Below are 20,246 nucleotides of genomic sequence, written 5' to 3'. Positions count from 1 at the left end.
CCCATATTTTCGACGTCTCCGCTACTGCGGTGGGACGTGCTCTCTAGTTTTTCTGTGAGTAAAGGAGTCCTCATGACCGATTCAAATCAGCAACTGCCAACCCAGGCTCCGCCACTGGCAGAAGGAAATTGCGCGACGGGTGACCAGCCGACATCAAAGCCCACAATCACCTCTGTTCAGTTTGACATTGCTCAAGGCAATAGTTACCGGATGGAGTTGGGTAAGACGATGCTCGCAATCGCGACAGGGCTGCTTGCATTTACTATCGCGTTCCCGCCGACTCTCACAAAAATCACGTTCATTGAATCGATGCAAATCGCCTGGATTTGTCTCGCATTGTCGATCATAGGTGGCTTGGTGAATATGTACGGGTGGGAGAAGTTTTACCTGACTTATCGTCTCGACTATCGCGAGCGTGGCTCGCTCGGGAAAGCTAAACGTAAACGCATAACGCGCTGGAGAGTCTGGGGACGGGGAGTTCAGTTTACGGGTCTGTTCATCGGAGTCATAGGTATCGGAATTTTTGCCTATTGCAATCTTCCCAACATCAAATTGGCTGTGTGACTATGTCCGCTAAATGGCAACAGCGCAGAAGTCGCGAATTAAACGAAACAGGAAAGCGCAAGACCGAGAAGCGCGCCTTTGCTATCGCGAACAGTAAGGCTATCGAAGGTGTCGTCAAGGATTTCGGCCCCGACCCGGGCTCACGAGCGGGAGGGGGTGTTCGTGTGGTCTTCAATATGTCCAACGAATACATCCCCACGTTTTGCGCCGCTGCTTCAGGCGGTTATAAGAACTCCTACGATCTAGGTAAAACGAGGCGCCTCGGTGACAGCAATCCCGAGCCCAAGCGGCGCGAGCTCGTGGACGATGTGCTTACGAAAGTTACCGGGATCCCTGCGGAAAAAATTTACTTCGGGGCCGTGGAAGTCAACGGCAGCGGAGTGCGTTTTTATGGCGACTATTGTCTTGTGTTGAAAGATGCACCTGATGATCCGTGGATCCTTGATCGAAATTCGTATGACATCGCGCGAGCCCCGCTCGCTTGGCGCGGATCGCTAGATCCGAAACAGATGATAAAAAGCGCAGAATCGATTTCAGGAAAGTGGAAGGCTGACTTGGGTCATATTCTGGTGGTGAAGACCTTCTCCAGCATTCGGGTCAACAGCCGCCGGCTGACAGTGGGGCAAATATCGAACGCAGTACTCAATGATGAAGACTATGTTGAAGTGCTGCGCAGTTGCAGCTTCACCGCAAATGATATTGCTGAGGTTCGAACATCTGCAACAGACGCTGCCCGCGAAGGCGCAATCGCAGATCGCTCCCTGCACGGCCCAGTTCCCAGCGCTCATGAATTGCTCTGGCGGCGTCGCCGTCTGGAAGCAGAGCAAGCGATGCGGGACGAAGGATTGACGGTACGGGTCGTGACTGCTTCGGGGAGAATCCGATAATGGCCAATGCCTGGTATATCGACACGATGGACGCCCTCGCCGGTTTTGCCTTCGCCAGCTATAGGGGTGAAGACCTCGGTAGTGATGTGGCCTTTTCAGAAAGTGCGGACACTTACTTCATTGAAGCCCCTCATTTCGCCGCCGAACGTGTCAGTTCACGCGCGATTGCGTTTGGAGCGTCTCGTGGGCGGTTTCAAACCGGGTTATATGAAGGAGAGGGAGAAGTCGCGTTCCCATCGCTGAGCGCTGTGTGCGAGTTTATCCGTCGCTGTTACGGCAGCGGTGGTGGATCGGATGAGGGCCCGGGTGGGCTTGCCCCGTTAGAACCGTCACCGGATCAACCTCAACTTCCTCCGGAACTGGCGGGCCTAGGTGAATTCCCTCGGGAATCAGCTCAGGTTGATCCAGTGGACGTTTTGCAAGCGGCATTCTCTTCCTTTAAAGAGCGAGTACAGTCCCAGAATGACGGGGTCGCTTCCGGCAAGCCGTTTTCATTCCTTGAGAAGATTCCTTCGACGCTAATTGATGCAAAGAGCTCTGCACAGCGCCTTGCACGGGCTGCATTGAGGCTCATTGTTGAGACGTTACGGTATTCCGAGGCTACCTCGCCAGCAGAGCGATTGATTGCTGATCAGTCAGGAAGGAGACTCTACGCTTGTATTTCTCGTATGGGGCTCTGGATTCACATACGTGAATTGATCGAGAAGGATGCCCACGCTCGGAACGTGGCTTTGGCGGCTATAAGGCAATCTCCGCTAGCTGATCTGTATGAGGAGCTAAAATATGATTTCGATGATCGGTCTGAATCAACTGTAGTCATTTTTCTCGAAATCTGGCTCCAAGGTGGGGGGGCAGGGCGCCGCCTATACGAAGCAGCCTTGTGGTTACAACGCTATGGACGTCTTGGTCTGCGAGATGTTTCAAATTTGGTGATCCCGGTTGGTCCGTCGTTTGACCGCTTCGCAGATCTTTCCCATATCCCGGTACCTGTCGGCTTTCTACCTCAGCAATACAGGCCTGGTGGTACGGTCCCTACTATTCGCAACCTGATAGCATTCGCCTGCAACTCGCCTACCATTATCGATACAACTTATCGCGGAGAAGTGTGTGAGACGTTGTTATTCAGCGCTTGCTACTTGACGTCACTTTTTCGGGACAGTATTCCAATCGGTGACGTCTCGTACTGGCGACCCTGGGGGCTGGCAATCGGCGAGGTTGAGTTGATGGAGGTCAGTGAAATGGTTGCTTCAGCAATGGCCTGGCTGGCCAACAGTTTCCCTTCCGGCGCATTCACTCATGAGCTTGAAAAAATCATAGCAAACACAGCTTCGTTGCGAAGGAATCCTCAGCCCGGGCCTTCCATTGGGGGGGCGGATCTTCGGTAGCGTGCGATCGTTATGCCTACCTGATCCAAGTTTGGCCCTTAAGCCTATGCATCGCTTTCCACGTTAAAGCAGGGTGTGCGGAAGGCTGATTCAACGTTAGCGCTCCATAAACCCCATCTAGTCAAAGATGGGCAGCGCATTTAGGCATGCACTCTAGGTGTGCAGTTCCACGGCAGAAAGGCTTCGTAATCTTCAACCAATGTCGCCAGTGGCTGTCGCTCTAATGTGTGGCGAAGCCACGCATAGGGTTCTTGGCCGTTGACCTTGGCGGTCTCGACCAAGCTGTACAGTTGAGCGCTCGCCGTTGGGTGAAAGAGTCTTCCCAAAGAGCTTGGGTGGTTACTGCTCAATCACTGCCTGCCTCGCCTCACTTTACCCGAGAGGCTAAGGAAAGAATGGACCGGGTCCGCGGCTATCACCTTGGTTGGAAAGCCCCATTTTTATTGGAGGAGCAGCTCTCCTATTATATTCCTAATTACGCTGGGGGCTTCATGGAAACCATATTTAGACGCATGTGCTTGGTCAGTGTTATGCCCCAAGTAACTACCATAGTAAGCAAAGTAATAGTTTCCTATCTTCACGGTCTTTGGCTCTGAGCCGCAAAGCAATGAGTGAAGCTTCAGCAGTTGAGCTCTAGTAAAGTAAAAGGGTAGTGGTCTACTTGGGTCAATATCATAGGTTAGTTCAAGCTTTATACGGGGCATAATTCATGGACTCAGCTATTGCAGGAGATTATCACAGGGCAACACGTTGTCTCTCCAGTTGTTGATCTCGCACTAGCTACCGGCCTATGAGTTTATGCGATTTTAGTCCTTTTCTGACTTGGCGTTGCCCTATAACCATTCAGCCCAAAGTCAGACATGCTATCGCCTCACGAAGTAGAAGTTGGGATCAGCGACATTGTGGCAGATGACCCAATTCTGCATCAGCGGCAAAGCCAGACGCTTTTTATGACCTCATATGCTCCCTATTCTCGCGGAAGAATTGCTACATTCTGGGCGGTGCTGATGAGGCTGTTCAAGATATCAGTGCCATCAAAAAAACCGGACTAAGCCCACTTCTTCGTATCTGCATTGATCAGCAGCGGGGCGACAGCTCGTCACCTGCTACGCGCTTGACTGACTTTCCGGCGAAGGCGGAACCTTCAACCTGACTAAATGCGTCAATGGCAGCTGCGTCAAAAAAGCAGCGGTATTTGGGCGACTTGTGCAGGCGCGTCAATTTCGCTTTTGCTTGTTCTTTAACTTTGCTGTTGACTTCAGTTGTCATTTCAAGATCTCTCGTCGCCGTCGAAATCATAGTCCTAGGTGAGATCGTAAGCAAGACCGACGCCTTGGTGATATGTGGAGCCTTCCCGCAGGGACGCCTCTCTGACTTCAGAGTATGGGATCGTCAATTACAACGTCGTTCAGCCAGCAGCATGCCATGGTTTTGAACTGCACCGGGACCCAACACCGCCGCGTACTCGGGTAAGAAGCGTGTGGTGTGGGCTGCGCTGGATATAGAGCACAAAAATATTCTCGCGACTGTCCTTGGGCGGTGCCCAGCACATATCGTTTAAGGCGAGCTCCTCTGAAGAGACGGGCTGCTATCCGCGCACCCCCATCTCCATCGGCCTTGGTACGCATAGGGGCACATAAGGTTATTTGGCTTCTTCTCCCGCCGCTGGAACTTCGAACATCGCGCATGCGATGAGGTGGTCATCACGCCAGCCTCGGGTTCATTTAGAGCACATCTCGGTCGGTGGTCGCCCTCCGGTACCTGTAGAATACAGCCGCGCGTTGCTCATTTTGTGTCTTGAAGACTCGACCCTCAAACCGGACAACTAGCCCAGATCTAGAATCGCTCACCCCCAGGTTGATAGGGGTAGGGCGAAGCGGCAGCCAGCTTTGTTTCGATCTGAGTACCAGTCCTGTCCGTTTCTGCGCTTTTATCAAACCGGGGTGTTTTGGAAGAATGCACGTCAGCATTTGTACTAACTGCCCGTCTCGGGATTGGATTTTGTCGGGCTGGCGGTAGTACTCAGGACAAAACACAGACGTGTTTGATCTCTACCACCCAGGAAACAAGCAATGGCCAAGGTCTCTGACGTAATCGTACAAAGCCTGGAGAACGAAGGGCTGAAATGCGTTTTCGGTATTCCTGGGGAAGAGAATCTCGACTTTTAGAGTGCCTGCGAAAATCGCTGATCCAGCGTTTACTCACGCGGCATGAGCAGTCCACGGGATTCATGGCTGCAACCTATGGGCGCTTGACCGGAAAACCAGAGTTAGCCTTTCGACCTTAGGTCCGGGCGCGACGAATAGTTGTATGTCGCCAACTGTTGCCAAGGAGAGCTAAACTCAAGAAGTTGCCTCAGCAGCGCTGGGCAGGCGCGGCCAATGAGGCCTTGATGGTCACTATTGAGGAGGCGGGGCCCGGGTGAAGGGGCGTCGTAAGGTTATAACCGGCAAGTGGTGGCTTCAATAGCATTTCATCAAAGAGGCTCGGGCTGTCTTGGCTTCGAAGCCGGGACTGGGGACGCTTTTTGGAAGTTGCAGTCAGAGCGACGCCTGAAGAGTTACTGGGGTACTCGCTGGGAGCCGTAGAAGCGGAGCCAACGATCTCGCTCGCCGCAGCTTGGCAAAAAATTCGCCCTGCCCCGTGCTGTCTGACCTAACCAGTGGAAAGGTGCTTACGATGTCCGATCTCCAGAAGTTCCACAAAGTGTTCCATCCTCGCGTTGGATGCTTAAGCATCGAGCACCGATATTTCGCCCAAAGGCGTGAGCTGGTTCTAAATGAGGCCGAGCGGGTGCTAGGGGCAAAAAAAGCCGCAGACCAATGGTTTGTTCATCCTGCTCTTGCGCTCAATTATCAGCCACCGTGTCTCCTGCTATTGACCTCCCAAGGATATCGGCAGGTACTGGATCTGTTAGTCCAAATTGAATACGGCGTTTACGTATAATCCGTAGACATTAATTGCCGAATCATCTCTGCCTTTTTCGTGAGCTACATATGCCTACAAGAGCGCTGGTCGCTCCACAGTTACCTTTCTATAGGCACGCGAAACCGATTGTTTGCTGACCAATCCCAGCTTCGGCAGCGCTTCGGCTTTGGGTGAGCATCTCGTTGATTCGATGCGTAACCTAATCCGCTTGATATTTGAAGCCCGGCACGACGATGCTCGTAGTAGCTTTCCAAGGTGCTTGAGAAGCAAGCGCGTATCCAAACTGTTAAGTTTCTCCTTGAGCTGTCCCGAGATTCATCGCTGCCCGAACGGATACGACGTAATGCCAAATTTCTCATACGTCACTATCCAGATCAGTTCCAGGTGCTGCTGGCGGGACGTATTGAAGAAGGTTCAGACCCTTTAATATCGCCAATGGAACCAGTGTTCACAAGAGTTAAATCTTGGTCCTCGCAAAGCCCGTTGGGCATCTAGGATGTAAGAGCTGGTTCCGGGGTCACCACGCAGCGGAAATGCGCCGCTGCGCTCATGAGCATAACCCAAGCGACCAAGCTTAATGAATATCACCCATGTGGTTATCTCAAGGATGTGCTGACGCGCGTGCCGCAGCAGCGCGCCAGTATAGTGGAAGAGTTTTGTCGCATAACGGGTTACTGTGCGCGATCTATAACGCAAGTTCGCTTAACCTTTAGCGCGGACTTAAACCTAATTTTTATTAGCGCCACTTATGAAAAATTTCGAACTAGCATCTTCAGTTCATCAAAGCTCAAAGCAGACACGGCGATCGCACCTGGCAACCCGACCTCACATTTATAGGTCGAAAGGCGCTTACACAACTCATGCAGCTGATTTACGGCTTCGACTCCTGTGTAATTAATTGCGCGCCTTCTTAAAACTTTATTTCTAAAAGCGCGCACACCGGACATGTCAAATCCAGCGTGATGCTCTGCCAAAAGTGACACAATTGACCACGCGGCATCAGTAGCTAGTTCAAACTCTTCATCCGCGTACCGCCTGTGCAAGTTGGACAAAGCGCTTACCAAACCAGTCAAACTAAATAGAGCATCGGGAATATCAAGCTGTGTAGAATTTGAGTCGTCAGAAAGTGCAAATAAAACTAAAACTGCGCTTTCTACAATGCACCTGCATTCCCCTTCGCATACAGACCACTCCCTATAAAATCCACGTTCATTTGATGGATTTTCTGCCCCCCGGAACAAGCTAACAGAATCTTCCACGCTGCCTTCCATTCGATAGAACTTCGCTAGCTTTGTTCGTGAACGATGATTTTCGGGATCCGCGTTTAGAACGGCCTCACAAAGAGCGATAGCCAGCCTAGATTTTCCCTTTTCATAAAGTGCATCGGCCATTTTAAAGCGCCAAAAATCAAAGTTTGACACTCTCTCATTTTTTGAGCGTTCGACTTCAGATATAACAAGATCAATAAAAATATTACTTATATCAACATCAAACTTTGTCTCTAACACCTCAACTATAGCTTTTGCAATATATTTGTGGCGTGTAAATACAACGGTCGACGTTGTAGTGGCTGCGGCTTCTTGGCCTAACGGGTTTATGACGTATTTTTGTAGTCTAGCGACAGTTAGCCCCATAACCGATGCCAGAACTTCAAGGGATAACTTATCAAAATCTTCTGCGTGCATGGCCGCGATATAGCCTAACGCATCACGAAGAGACTTAGAGTTTTCAACAGTATGGTCGCTGAGCCTAGAAAGCATTGCTTCCGCATGAGAAAGAAGATCCCCGTTGTGCCTCGAAAGCAACAAGGCGCCAAAAAAGGCTCCTGTATTACTTTTCGATTCCTGCTTGGCGTAAAAGCGAAGCTTGTCTACTCGTACATTTGTCTCGAGATTCATAAAGTCATCCCCTAGACCTCTCGCGCCATAACCTGCCCAAGCTGTAACTATCTTTTCGGCGTCAACTTTGCTCAAATCTTTTAGAATCACTGACTGGTAGGAAGAGCAAAAATTCCAAGGTAGAGATATTGCTTCCGAAGACTTCCAATCAGAATCTCGGCAAGCTAGTAAAAAGTCGATTTTACCCTCATATCCCTGACATCCAGACTCCACGAAATGTAGAAGGGCACGAGCTACTTGATCGGCATCGTCCACCACAACAAGCCAATCTTGATGTTGCAACAACACAGGTAAAAGCTGAGAGACGTCAAACGGCCTAGAGCTGTTTTTTCGGTATAAAATTTTCTTTGTTGGATTGGCTTGGAGGATACTATAGGCTGTCTGGAGCAACGCAGTAGTCTTACCTTCGCACCCAGCAGCCAGTAAAGTACATATCACCGGCTCTGCGTCTTTGGTAATACCTTGAAGCTTGGAAAAGACCCTTCCTAGTTCATTTACTACTTCACGGCGCGGAATAGATGGCGACAGAGCCACCTTCCAGCTCGGCGTGGCACCATCGAAAAAGTAAACAGCGTCGTCATCATCCAGAGGTATGGCATGCGCATCTAATTCGATAAGAGTTAGGACATGCCAGCCCCCGGGAGGCGTAACCGGCCTTGTCGAAACAATCGCTATAGAACTTTTCGGAAGTTCGTATCGCCATATATCTCTATCTCGGTGGGCTTCTGGAAATCCAGCAGAACTATGCTTCCAGTTTTGCTCAGTAAAACTCCACTCGTAAGGTTTTAACTCTATATGCTTTGCATCGAAATTAAGTTGTCCCCACAATAAGCTATTCTTCCATTTACTGCCTTCCGGTGCTTGGAATGCGGCGCCAGCCTGTATTGCCATAAAGGAGCTACCATTCACATATTCAGGCTTGCCCCAAGCCTCGTGCATATGCCCATGGAGATATATCGCGTTATGGTGACCTAGTAGAGCCTTGACAGTTTCTCGATGACTTTGGCACACCCAATCCAAGGGGTGATGGCCAAGCACAAATTTGACATCTGTGGGTGGAGATTTTTCAAGTCCTGCTCTTAACAGGGCGATGCCTGGAGTCAAGGTACCGCGATCTTGCTCATCTCGGCACAACCACGAAGTATTGATACCGATGACGGAAACGTCGCCACCATTTACGCTTATTCTTTGATAGTATGATCCATCGGCAGAAACGATATCTTTGGTAAATGTAGCAAGAGAGTGATTGACAAAGTTAGAAAAACGCTCAACCAATATCTTCCTGTCTCCAAGCGAGATATCACTAGGTTCAAAATTACCATCCTCCAAACCTAAATATTCGTCTCTACCAAACTTTCTATTTTTATTTCTCTGAACATCGTGATTTCCAGGAACCAAGAAGATTTTTTCGCAAAAGTCCTCACCCAAAAAACTCATAAGTGGAACTAATATAATGTCGTTAAATAGTGAGTATTCGTCTATCTCGCCAGAGTTAGCGATGTCACCGGTGATGAAAATCGCATCTGGCGGTCCATTTTCTTCTGAATACTTGATGACGTGATCAATGATTTTTGACGCAAGCAGCGGTTGCTGGTAGGTGAAATCAGGTTTTTTTCCAAAATGGAAATCTGAAAGGTGTAACCATTTGAAAACGCTCACGAATGTATCCTTTATCCGTCAAAGATGCTCACATTCATGCTGAGGCATCCTGCCTTAATGGTTGCATATTAATATCATGCCAGAACTCATACGTCACCTGGGAATCGTTCGCTGGCCTCTTGACGGACCACATCGGTCTGCGAGTGCGCTACGCCGTGCAGTTGCCTACCGATGCTGTACTGGTGCGTGCCGAATGTGCCAGCGCCAAGGCGAGGCTTCGGAGGAGTGAGTGAGTCAGCATTCAGGTGGTGGCGGAGAATTAGTTATAGATACCGCCTTACCTGACAATAAAGATCAGTTCCCCCCTGTCAGTCATTGCCATGCCGCATTTGAGCCTACCAAGGGGACTGCTCGTGCATTGAGTAGATCCGATCGTCGACGATCTTGAATATCGCAATGTCTCCAGACCAGACGTTGCCCTTGGCGTCTAGGACACCCAGCCTTACGTTGTACTGCCCGTAAATCTCGAACGTGGTTGTGGTGCATTCCATGACCGAGCATTTCCTAGACGCTGCCTAGTTTTTCCTAGCTAGGTGAACCATAGCAGCTTACGGGCATGCGGCCCGTGGCATTTATTTTGAAAATCTACAGGTATTGTGCCAATTGACGAAGCGCTGCGACGTACCGGGCGCTTAGGTTCTTGGTCAAATCTATACCTGCTTAAATTTCATTTAGATACGCTGAACTGGCGCCGTCAATTTAAGCGGGGTGTCGATGGCTGGTGTTCCAGAGACCTATACCACTGATTCTAATTTCTGCTATGCCTACGCTTGAAATTATCCGTTCTGAGCGGGGGTTAGGACGGGCGTCGACGAGCAAACTACTACCAGCCTTGCTCCCCTCGACAAGGCGACGTAAAGGTTTTGGGCGGTCATAAATTCGGGGTGTAGGACGACAGACACGTCCGCTTCCAAACCTTTAAGCAACAAGGTACTGCCCACTGAGCGGCGCGCTAAAGGGCTCCCGGTATGCCGACTGTGCTCGCGAGCCTGGATAGCTGCGCGTAAAAAGTCGGATGCACCTGAAGCCGCTGACTGCATTGCCACTCGACAACAATGAAGAACCTGGGGGCGGAATACACGTGAACCTGGTTGATCAGCGAGGGCGATGAGCAGGCGAAGCGCCTGATCTAAAGTAGTATCTTCGATGAAGGCGATGGCCTCAGTTTCTGAAGGGGTCGGAGGCGTTCTGGCCCGACCTGCACGTAGAGATTCGATTCGCGTCCGTATGTTTGCAGCACCCACTCCAGTCATCACGCTTGATGCGAACTCAATGAGCTTCGCCAGAGGGTCAGGACCTCGCAGGTCAAATGATTTCGCAAAATCCACCAAGTCGCGCATATCGACGGACTCAACGGCCATTGCACCGGGAGTCTGGCTGGTAAGCTGGTGGCGTCCCTGGACATTAATGGCGTCACCTATGATAAGGACATTTCCCTGAGCATTAGGCGGCTCGGTCCGCGCGGCGCCCATGCGCTGTGTAACTGCGCTGTTAGCTTCTAGTTTCACCCAGCGCACTTCTGCTGGGGCCGTACGCAGATCCACCGGTAAGCCCCTTTGAAGTTCTAGTCTTACTGTAAGCAGCCACTGCCCCAGGTTTTCAGCTCCAACCTGACGCCAACGCCATGGAGTACCCAGTTCACCAACTGCTGGGAATTCGCTCTGAACATCGTTCTCCCAATGAACCAGCTGGTTACCACGAAAGCCGAATATAGCCTGCATCGGGTCACCGAGCACACACGTCGGCAGTATATGAGCCAAAGCTAAGACAATGGCATGCTGTACGAGATTGCAGTCTTGATATTCATCGACTAACAGACGTGAGTAGGTAGCACGAAGAGGATGGGTCAGATGGCCTGCGTTCAGCAGTTGCGCGGCTGCTTGACGAATCGCAGGGTAGTCCGTACCAGGCAGCCTCAGGTCCAGAATGCGTGGGTCATGGCCGCTTCTTGAAGGAAACCTAGCTATGAGACGCATCGCAAAACCATCGATTGTTGAGATCCGATATGCGGAGACCGGCACGCCAGCACGCTTCAGGCGTCTACGCAGAGCTGCAACCCCAGCGTTAGTATGTGTCAGCACGAGGATTGGCTCGTCCTGCCCATGCGCGAGGAGTGTGTCCGAAATCAACTGCGTTTTTCCACAACCAGCAGGGGCGGTTATAGATCCTCGTTCAAATACAAAAAGATCTATCTCAGGGGGCACTTGTGAACCCCCAGAGTTGGTCAGTGACTGCTTTGAAACCTAGCTCGGCGTTTGGCAGAGTGGGACCAACAATATCTCTAGCAATCTCTTGATAGGTCGTGAGCGACTTGAACCAACCATTGTTTCGAATACGAGATGCGACGCCCAGCAATTCACGGTGTTCGGGTAGATAGCCATCTATGAGTCGATCAGTCTGGATAGCCTCTAGCGTCACGCCCCCTTGGGACTTGCTCTGGATTTGCTGATTCATCAATTCGGCGCCCACAACTTCTTCAGCCTTCGCTAAAAGAGAGTCCAGTGCTTGCTCACTGAGGGAGCGGAAGAGTTCATCCTCCAAGGTCAGGCCTGGTCGCCATGTAAGAATCTGTCCCCCAGCAGCCATGAAAGCTTCAGCAACGCCTGGGGTAGAAAGCTTATCGGCGTCTACAAATACCAGTACGCGATAGCCCAAATGCAATAATGCCGCTCCACGAACAAAACTGTTATCAGGAGTTCCGCCGCCTGCATTCACATAAGAGCCTCCATGTGCCAAGAACGAGGTAGCGCCACATCTACCCCACCATTGATCAAGTCCGCGCGCAAAGCCTACCTCGCTCGCGCCCTCGCAAACGATGATGGATTTGGCAAGGAACGCTTCAGGGTCTGCCCGCAGAGTGCTTTGGACTTCGTTGGAGCCTCCTGCTTTGAGAGCAAAATGGCGATCGGGGCCTGCGCGTACAACGAACAACTGGGAACCAGACAACTCGCGAAGCGCGACTGGCGAATGCGTCGTCAAAAATACCTGCATTGGCGCGACGGTTTCCTTGGCACCCAAGGAGTCGAGGAATCGCATGAGCCGATGAGGCTCAAGGCCATATTCAACCTCATCAACCAGAGCGATTGGCGCAACGCTTGCGGCGGCACGTTGAAGTCCTGCTACAAGCAGTCGGGAAGAGCCTGTACCCAAGGAGCGCAGTGGGATACCGGCCTCACTATGCAGCGCTATAGCACCCTCTCCAATCGATACCGAATGGGCGTCTAGCAAAGCTTGCGGCATTGCCCCGACTGAAACGCCAAGACTCTGGGCGGTGTGCTGCACAACACCTAGCGTTTGACCCAGATGTATAGCCGCTTGGTTGCCGAAGTTTTTCCTAGCTTGCCTGGCTGCATGCGCTAACTCGGCCCCCAGCTCTGCACGTTCTTCCGTGATCCGATTGAGCACAGAGCCACGGCTCCAAGACAGATGAGTACTGGTGAAGCTTCCGATGCGGGCCGGCGCTAGTGCTGTTCGCTCTTTCCAGGGAAGAGTACGCTCAAGCTGCTGCCGTTCAGCGCGTTCAGAGAAAAGCGTCCATGAGGGCTCAAGATCGGCACCAACCCGCAAAAGCAGCGTAATAACGGTCTCGATATCGGTTCTTGGCTCGTCTTCGATAGTACCGGTGGCATGGTCAAATCCACGTAGGAATTCACCATATACATCGATATCCAAAAGAGAGGCCGGGAGGTCCCCCAGCGTTACGCCGATAGCGATGGGATTTTCGACATTCATTGCGAAGAAATCCATGTCGCCGAATGCACTATTTCGTCTGGTGCCAAGGCACAGATCAATAGCGTCGAGGATACTGGATTTTCCGCTGTCACCAGGACCGATGAGGCCATTTATGCCAGGGGACGGGAACCAGTCGAGAGCATAGATGGATCGAAAGTTTCTAATCTTCAAACCGCGAATACGCGCCACAGATTTTCCTCAAGAGCTGGCCGGGAAGGTCTACTGCTGTCAACGACCTTAGTCAGCAGCATAGCTTCAAATGCTTAGATGAAAAGGTGAGGCCTACTTTTGAGTGCTGTAAGGCCCGATAGCAATCATTCATCTGATGCAACCTGCTAAAAAAAGACGAAAATCTGGGCTTGGCGAATAGTACCGAGGCTTGATGAGCACATAGCCAAATCACCTACCTCATCCCCCGAAATTAAGGAGGAAGGGCTTGATCCGTATGTACGTAAAGGGATGCCCTGCTGCGGCTGCTGAACCAGCGGGATAGCCACTTTTGCCCAAGGCTAGACTGCGATCCCCCTCGGCTTTCCACGTTGACTCATCAAGGCTACGATTTATTTAGCTGGACCATCTGGCAAGGAGGGCCAGAAAGCTAACTCGGGTCGTTTTCTTGGGGGCGCGTTTGTGAGCGGTTGATACAAGGCGTCGCCCGCTCCCATTTAGTTGTTTGGGTTCAATGGGTGTCTAACTCAAGCTCAAAGCTACTAAACATTGACGAATTCAGTCGCTCTTAAATTCGATAAATTCGCATTTATTTCGAAAACCTACACTTGTTAAGAAAGACGAACAACACCGGATCGAGCACCGCGACTTTGATGTCCAGCTCCATCAGACCGGGCCAAACCGTCGATGGATTTTCGGAAGTCGACGGGTTTGGGGTAGAGGTGGACTTTTTTCGACGCTGGCGTTGGGGCGCATCATGGCAAAGGCTCCGGAAATTATTCGAGAGCCCAGCATCACGCCTCAGATTCCAGGTTGGAATGTGTGGATGGTGGATCGTTTACCATGGAGCTGTTTAGGTATGGCGGAGTCTTGCGCCGAATAGGGCAAAACTTTACGGAAAGTCACGCTGGCTAGGGGCATTGGCAGGATACAGAGTCAAGAAACGCAATGGCTTCGGTCTTTGGCTCAAACGCCCGGAGAGACCGGTTCAAAATGTCGTCCCGATCTTGGCAACTAGCTGCTCGGAGGATTCGACCTTGAGTGCTCCGCCCGCCGATGGGGAGGTGGGTTTCGCGGACCTCTTAGGTGTAACCGCCATCAGGCCCTAATCAACGCTGAGGTAGAGCGCGCGTGTGCTTACGCACATACTCCCACTTGCCAAAGCGAAAACGCTGGTACTGCTGCACCTGCACGGCTTTATGATCACGATAAGACATGATGCATTCCTTCAGTTCATTAGCTGCTTAGCAGCCTTCACACGTTAGATGCAAAGCTCGCGTTTAACGTGGATCAATGAATCTGAAGAAGTCCCGGATGGCGGTTACAGAAGCGATCGTACCGCAAGTCGGGGATTCCTGCTAGTGAGGTCTCATGGGGCAGCCTGATGAGCCTCCTGCCGTTCACGTCGAGCGTTTTCGGCTTTAGCCACAATATTGTTTCCCATCACCGCTAGGTCATTTATAAGTGCTCTAGTTCGTAGATCAAGCATGTCATCCAGATTGAATGCATACACGGTAGTATCACACATAAGTGCTGCAAGTTTGTATAAGTGTGCGAGTGCGCTGATCATATTCAGATCATGCTGCGCTTCTAGCGCTAGCGAGGCATGACTCGCATGTGTGTAAAGGCATAGGTTATTGTATTCGAATTCACCATATGCTCTTGGAATTGGGGTGCAATCTAGCAAATCAGCCCAGCTAAGCTTTTTTTGAGTGGTTATCTTCCACTGTCCATTTCGCACTGCATTTTTAATTTCCGTGGAAAGCAGCTTGTAAATTGGGCTTCTTGTAAGTGTTTTCCGGCACTCCAGAATTTTTTCGTTAACCGTCTCGATCTGCTGGTCATATAGATCTTTGTATCCTTCAAATTGTCTTATTCTTTCATAAGTGCGTTTGTTGTCTAAATTTCCCGCTAATTCGTAAGCGGCGTATTTGAATTCTCTTTCTTCCCGTCCGCCGGTGGCAAATTTGCTTTTGGTAATATAGTTGTAGGTCAAATATATTTCGTGACAGCTTCGGATTTGTATGTTTATGCTTCTTATGTCAATATAGTTTATTTCTGGCCTAAAAAAATAGGGTATCCCATTAGATAAATGGTAGGTGGTATTGTACATCTTGAAAAAGGCTTTGAATAAGCAATATATCCACTTGTCAGCCTCTGACATGGTTTCGTGCTGCCATTCCAGGTGCATATGCAAAGTTGATAATGCCTCGAACATTATTTTTGCGACTTCTTCATTGCTAATATTGTTCACTATCCTTAGGTATTCATCTTCCGTCATGGCTGTCTAATTCTTATGTTGTTAAAGTTTTAAATTTCACATGTGCCCTCATTGTGGGCAATGATCTAGGTCGCGAGCGAAGTAATAATCGATGCTGGCCTCAATGGCAAGGCGATTAATGACCGCCACGCCATCACGGTGCAGCCTGGGTGCGTTCACTTCAGGATGCGCGCAGAGGCAGGCGGTGGGCGACAGCGGTACAAACAGCCATTTGGAAAAGCTGTCCGGCACGACAAACTCCCCCTCGACAGCCTGCAGGAGCTGCCATGTTTTGCCACTCATCGCCCTTACCGCGTTGGAAAGTGTGAGGCGAATCGACGGTGCGACCAGCGCGCGGCTTGAAATAGTGAGGTCGGGGCGGATACAGCTGATACCTTCGGCCTCCAGTAGCTCCTGCTCATCCTGGGTGTAGTGATGCCGGAGACCAATTACCTTTGGAGCATCGCCGATTGACGGGTTAGCCAGCCGTTTGTTCTTCTTCCACTGCGTTCGGATGTTCCAGAGGCAGTAGAATTCGTCGATCACGGTGAAATGCTGGCGGCCAAAGCGAAAGGCAGGATTATCGAGGATAACGCTGGCCAGAGCCTGGAAGGCGTCCTCGATGTCTTTCATGAACCCGCCTTCCGCCTGTTGATCCCAAACCCGTAGGGCGCAGAAGATCTGGTCTGCTGGCCTGGCATGAAAGACCTTTTCAGACGCCTTGCGCAGCACCTGAACCGCCCCTTTCTCGTTCGCGAAGCGAGAAATGCTGGCGTTCGGGAAAGTGTGTTGGTTTATCGTCAGTTGATGAGGGTTGCCTTTCTGTGGTGGCTCAAAAGTCATGGAATGGGCTCGCATGTGAAGGGTATGTAATGCCAGGAAACTGGACGGCCCTGCAAAAGCAACCGAGCCCATTCGTGCCGACGGCTTAAAAAGCAAGATCTTCCGCCAAACGAATCCCTCCCGGCAAATCGAAGGAAAAGTTGTTGCCGTAGAACATGTTGAAGCAGAGCTTGCGCCCCCCAAGGTGTAGACGTGCGCTATTTTCAATAGTCATGGCGTGACAGTGTTCCGGGATGCCGCGCCGCAGGTTGTAAGCAGTGGTGGCGCCACAAGCGTAGAATATTCCAGTCGCATTAATTTCGAAAAAATCGCATCTATTTCGAAAGCCGACAGCCGCCCCCGACCAGCGCAGGACCCGATGCCGAGTGATGGGGTTGCCGAAAAGGGCGCTGGGGCCAACTGGTCAGCGGCGCATGACTGGCGACCGACTGAATCGCAGCCACCTCCAGCGCTTCGAGCTCATCCAGCGGCGGTAATAGCCCGGGCAAACGGCTCGCAAGCAGCGTCTTGCCAGTGCCGGGAGGGCCACTAAAAAGAAGGTTATGGGCACCAGCGGCGGCTACCAATAGAGCGCGTTTGGCGGCAGTTTGGCCTTGCACCTCACTCAGGTCGGGATAAGGCTGCGTCTGCAGAATCAGGCCATTGGATTTATAGGGCGGGATGACCGTGTGCCCATTAAGGTGGGACACCAGCTCCAGCAGATGACTGACCGCGATTACCTTCAGGCCTGACGCCAGACACGCTTCCTCGGCATTCACTGCCGGGACGATCAGCGTGTGGCCCGCTTCACGCGCAGCAAGCGCCGCCGGGAGCACGCCCTGCACGGGACGAATCGCGCCCGATAACGCCAGTTCCCCCAGACATTCGATGCCCTCCAACGCAAGCGTCGGCACCTGCGCGCTGGCGGCCAGCAAGCCAAGTGCGATGGCGACATCGAAGCGTCCGCCGTCCTTGGGCAAATCGGCAGGGGCCAGATTCAGTGTGATCCGCCGCGCCGGGAATTCCAGCCGACAGTTAAGGATCGCACTGCGTACCCGATCCTTGCTCTCCTTCACCGCGCCTTCCGGCAGACCTACCAGCGTCAGACTGGGCAGCCCGTTGGCGAGATGGGTTTCAACGGTCACGGCAGGGGCTTCAACGCCAACTTGGGCACGGCTCAGAACGATCGCGAGGGACATGGCTTTCCTTGAAGGCAGCACCGCTTCCTGCGGCGAGCTGAAGGATAGTCATTGGCCCGGCGCGTGGGCGGGGGCATGTTTTTCGGGGTATGTATTGAAGGGCAGGGGCACAGGAGGATAGGTCGATGACCACGTTGGAGGCCATCAAAGCCCAGGTTCAGCGCATTGCGCACTGCGCCTGAGCACCCGCAGGGTTAAACGCTCAACCCTGTGGCTCAGCCCCTGGCGCTTTCGGCTGCGTCGCCAACTGCGCTTCCATCTCCGCCATCTTCGCTTCCAGTGCCTCAAGTCGGGCGCGGGTGCGGGCGAGGACGATCATCTGGCTGTCGAATTCTTCCCGGCTGACCAGATCCAGCTTGCTAAAACCGCTCTGCAGCAGCGCCTTGAACTGGGTTTCGAATTCGTTGCGGGGAACCGGGGTTTCGCCGTTGAACAGGCGGGACGCGTGGCCGCTCAGGGCGTCGAGAAAGGCTTTAGGGGCGAGCATGATGAAACTCCAGAATCAGAGGGCGCGAGTGTAGCACGCAGCTTTCGACCGCCCGCCACGCGCAACGCTCTGCACGCTTTTCGCGCATCGTCTCGGGCACGCGCGCACCGTTGTTGTGCGGCGCTGGCAATCGATGACTACTCTGAAGCGTGAATTAACGGTTCAAGTGCCGAAATTCACGCCGATCGATGAGATGGCAAGCTTTCTGCTTAGTGGCTTGTAACCCATGCACTGATGCAGTCGCTGTGACGAATGCAGTGCGGCAGGCGGAGCGGGGAATGTTTCGTCAGAAGCGGTTTTCTGGAGTTGGTCAGGTCTCTTGCGGACACGACGCGTTACAAAGCCAGACACTGCGCTTAGACTTGAGTCGGGTTTGTTTTCCTGGGGCAAGTCCACCAATTCGGGAGAAAGTTTCATGAAGCTAGTCACTGCCATCATCAAGCCGTTCAAGCTGGACGACGTACGCGAGTCGCTGTCCGAAATCGGCGTGCAGGGCATCACGGTTACTGAAGTCAAAGGCTTCGGACGTCAGAAAGGCCACACCGAGCTGTATCGCGGTGCGGAGTATGTAGTCGACTTCCTCCCCAAGGTGAAGATCGATGTTGCGATCGACGACAAGGATCTGGACCGCGTTATCGAAGCGATAACCAAAGCGGCCAACACCGGCAAGATCGGTGACGGCAAGATCTTCGTGGTCAATCTGGAACAGGCCATCCGCATCCGTACCGGCGAAACCGATACCGACGCAATCTAAGCCGCCAAACCCCAACGCCCCAGGAGAAAACAATATGACTCTGCGTCAATTCGCAGGGCTAGGAGCCCTGTTGTCCCTCGTAACCCCTGGCTTGGCCATGGCGGCAGACGAAGTGGCAGCCCCTGTACTCAATTCCGGCGACACCGCCTGGATGCTGACCTCTACCGCGCTGGTGCTGTTCATGACCATCCCCGGTCTGGCGCTGTTCTACGGCGGCATGGTCCGCTCTAAAAACATTCTTTCCGTGATGATGCAATGCTTCGCCATTACCGGTCTGATCAGCATCCTGTGGGTCGTCTACGGCTACAGCATGGCGTTCGACACCACCGGGATGGAAGCCAACGTCGTCAACTTCAACTCCTTCGTCGGCGGTCTGTCGAAGGCGTTCCTGGCAGGCATCACCCCGGCAAGCATCACTGGCCCTGCGGCACTGTTCCCGGAAGCCGTCTTCGTGACCTTCCAGATGACCTTCGCCATCATCACCCCGGCCCTGATCGTTGGCGCCTTCGCAGAACGCATGAAGTTCTCCGCGATGCTGATCTTCATGGCGATCTGGTTCACCCTGGTTTACGCGCCGATTGCGCACATGGTCTGGAGCGGCGTCGGCGGTCTGTTGTGGGACTGGGGCGTTCTGGACTTCGCGGGCGGCACCGTTGTTCACATCAACGCCGGTGTGGCTGGCCTGGTAGCGTGCCTGGTACTCGGCAAGCGTAAAGGTTTCCCGACCACTCCGATGGCCCCGCACAATCTGGGTTACACCCTGGTAGGTGCGGCCATGCTCTGGGTGGGCTGGTTCGGCTTCAACGCAGGTTCCGCAGCTGCGGCCAACGGCACCGCCGGTATGGCCATGCTGGTCACCCAGATCGCCACTGCTGCTGCAGCGCTGGGCTGGATGTTCGCCGAATGGCTGACCCACGGTAAGCCAAGCGCGCTGGGCATTGCCTCGGGTGTGGTTGCCGGTCTGGTTGCTGTGACTCCGGCTGCCGGTACTGTCGGCCCAATGGGCGGCCTGATCATCGGTCTGGCGGCAGGCGTGGTCTGCTTCTTCTGCGCCACCAGCCTGAAACGCAAACTGGGCTACGACGACTCCCTGGATGCGTTCGGCGTTCACGGTATCGGCGGTATCCTTGGCGCGATCCTGACTGGCGTGTTTGCAGCCCCTTCGCTGGGCGGCTTCGGCACTGTGACCGACATCGCGGCACAAGTCTGGATTCAGTGCAAAGGCGTCGGCTTCACGGTCATCTACACCGCGATCGTGACCTTCATCATTCTCAAGGTGCTCGACATGGTCATGGGCCTGCGTGTCACCGAAGAAGAAGAAGCGGTCGGCCTGGATCTGGCGCAACACAACGAACGTGGCTACAACTTGTAATCCACGCATGAAAAAATGCCCGGGTCTCCGGGCATTTTTTTGTCTGGGGTTTGTCGATAGGGATGTCCGCACAGGGGGCGGGTGTTCCAGGCAGGGACATCCGCTGCAATGTTCGGCCAAACCTGGCGATT

Annotated in this window: 14 protein-coding genes and 4 pseudogenes; 8 read left to right on the top strand and 10 right to left on the bottom strand. The window is 52.6% G+C overall.

Annotated elements, in window-relative coordinates; translation table 11 throughout:
• The first annotated feature begins 72 nt into the window (after positions 1 to 72).
• The 3 genes from AC3ISG_RS24115 to AC3ISG_RS24105 are packed head-to-tail and all read left to right on the top strand — an operon-like array spanning position 73 to position 2,836.
• Positions 73 to 564 carry a hypothetical protein gene (locus AC3ISG_RS24115; RefSeq protein WP_489298138.1) on the top strand — a complete coding sequence of 164 codons (492 nt, stop codon included), beginning with the start codon at positions 73 to 75 and terminating at the stop codon, positions 562 to 564.
• A gap of 2 nt (positions 565 to 566) precedes the next feature.
• Complete coding sequence (locus AC3ISG_RS24110; protein WP_489298137.1) at positions 567 to 1,451, top strand: hypothetical protein; 885 nt, start codon at positions 567 to 569, stop codon at positions 1,449 to 1,451.
• Positions 1,451 to 2,836, top strand: coding sequence for a hypothetical protein (locus AC3ISG_RS24105; protein WP_489298136.1), 1,386 nt, complete (start codon positions 1,451 to 1,453; stop codon positions 2,834 to 2,836). Before AC3ISG_RS24110 ends, AC3ISG_RS24105 begins: the two co-directional genes overlap by 1 nt.
• 140 nt (positions 2,837 to 2,976) lie before the next feature.
• Here AC3ISG_RS24105 and AC3ISG_RS24100 read toward each other — a convergent pair.
• Both AC3ISG_RS24100 and AC3ISG_RS24095 read right to left on the bottom strand, forming a co-directional pair.
• Positions 2,977 to 3,141 (bottom strand): annotated as a pseudogene (locus AC3ISG_RS24100) (transposase domain-containing protein); the annotation flags it as partial.
• Between the two features lie 772 nt (positions 3,142 to 3,913).
• Entirely contained in the window at positions 3,914 to 4,105 is a 192-nt protein-coding gene (locus AC3ISG_RS24095; protein WP_489298135.1) for a hypothetical protein, read from the bottom strand.
• Positions 4,106 to 4,908: 803 nt separating this feature from the next.
• Here AC3ISG_RS24095 and AC3ISG_RS24090 point away from each other — a divergent pair.
• The 3 genes and pseudogenes from AC3ISG_RS24090 to AC3ISG_RS24080 all read left to right on the top strand — a co-directional run.
• Positions 4,909 to 5,140 (top strand): annotated as a pseudogene (locus tag AC3ISG_RS24090) (thiamine pyrophosphate-binding protein); the annotation flags it as partial.
• A 375-nt stretch (positions 5,141 to 5,515) separates the two neighbouring features.
• On the top strand, positions 5,516 to 5,782 hold the full coding sequence (locus AC3ISG_RS24085) for an antitoxin Xre/MbcA/ParS toxin-binding domain-containing protein (protein WP_489298134.1): 267 nt from the start codon (positions 5,516 to 5,518) through the stop codon (positions 5,780 to 5,782).
• A gap of 237 nt (positions 5,783 to 6,019) precedes the next feature.
• Positions 6,020 to 6,259 (top strand): BPSL0761 family protein, encoded by a 240-nt coding sequence (locus AC3ISG_RS24080; RefSeq protein ID WP_489298133.1) that lies wholly within the window; start codon positions 6,020 to 6,022, stop codon positions 6,257 to 6,259.
• A gap of 251 nt (positions 6,260 to 6,510) precedes the next feature.
• Here AC3ISG_RS24080 and AC3ISG_RS24075 read toward each other — a convergent pair whose 3' ends face one another.
• The 8 genes and pseudogenes from AC3ISG_RS24075 to AC3ISG_RS24040 form a co-directional block, all read right to left on the bottom strand.
• Positions 6,511 to 9,321, bottom strand: a complete 2,811-nt coding sequence (locus AC3ISG_RS24075) for a P-loop NTPase (RefSeq protein WP_489298132.1) — start codon at positions 9,319 to 9,321, stop codon at positions 6,511 to 6,513.
• A 277-nt stretch (positions 9,322 to 9,598) separates the two neighbouring features.
• Positions 9,599 to 9,812 (bottom strand): annotated as a pseudogene (locus AC3ISG_RS24070) (hypothetical protein).
• A 285-nt stretch (positions 9,813 to 10,097) separates the two neighbouring features.
• On the bottom strand, positions 10,098 to 11,525 hold the full coding sequence (locus tag AC3ISG_RS24065) for a UvrD-helicase domain-containing protein (protein ID WP_489298131.1): 1,428 nt from the start codon (positions 11,523 to 11,525) through the stop codon (positions 10,098 to 10,100).
• Positions 11,515 to 13,242 (bottom strand): ATP-dependent nuclease, encoded by a 1,728-nt coding sequence (locus AC3ISG_RS24060; protein ID WP_489298130.1) that lies wholly within the window; start codon positions 13,240 to 13,242, stop codon positions 11,515 to 11,517. The genes AC3ISG_RS24065 and AC3ISG_RS24060 overlap by 11 nt, the downstream gene beginning before the upstream one ends.
• Before the next feature lie 1,348 nt (positions 13,243 to 14,590).
• Positions 14,591 to 15,502: a hypothetical protein gene (locus tag AC3ISG_RS24055; RefSeq protein WP_489298129.1), complete on the bottom strand. Its 912-nt coding sequence runs from the start codon at positions 15,500 to 15,502 to the stop codon at positions 14,591 to 14,593.
• Positions 15,503 to 15,550: 48 nt separating this feature from the next.
• Positions 15,551 to 16,324: a hypothetical protein gene (locus AC3ISG_RS24050; protein WP_489298128.1), complete on the bottom strand. Its 774-nt coding sequence runs from the start codon at positions 16,322 to 16,324 to the stop codon at positions 15,551 to 15,553.
• Positions 16,325 to 16,650: 326 nt separating this feature from the next.
• Positions 16,651 to 17,502, bottom strand: a pseudogene (locus tag AC3ISG_RS24045) (YifB family Mg chelatase-like AAA ATPase); the annotation flags it as partial.
• A 202-nt stretch (positions 17,503 to 17,704) separates the two neighbouring features.
• Positions 17,705 to 17,989 carry an accessory factor UbiK family protein gene (locus AC3ISG_RS24040; RefSeq protein WP_489298127.1) on the bottom strand — a complete coding sequence of 95 codons (285 nt, stop codon included), beginning with the start codon at positions 17,987 to 17,989 and terminating at the stop codon, positions 17,705 to 17,707.
• Positions 17,990 to 18,404: 415 nt separating this feature from the next.
• On the opposite strand from AC3ISG_RS24040, the gene glnK reads away from it, so the two are divergent.
• Positions 18,405 to 18,743 carry a P-II family nitrogen regulator gene (gene glnK, locus AC3ISG_RS24035; RefSeq protein WP_002555808.1) on the top strand — a complete coding sequence of 113 codons (339 nt, stop codon included), beginning with the start codon at positions 18,405 to 18,407 and terminating at the stop codon, positions 18,741 to 18,743.
• Between the two features lie 34 nt (positions 18,744 to 18,777).
• Positions 18,778 to 20,115, top strand: a complete 1,338-nt coding sequence (locus AC3ISG_RS24030; protein WP_037016614.1) for an ammonium transporter — start codon at positions 18,778 to 18,780, stop codon at positions 20,113 to 20,115.
• Positions 20,116 to 20,246: the final 131 nt, after the last annotated feature.

This window comes from Pseudomonas sp. GL_135, assembly GCF_057834665.1.
Note: the sequence above shows the minus strand (reverse complement) of the source record. Positions and strands in the feature narration are given on the sequence as shown.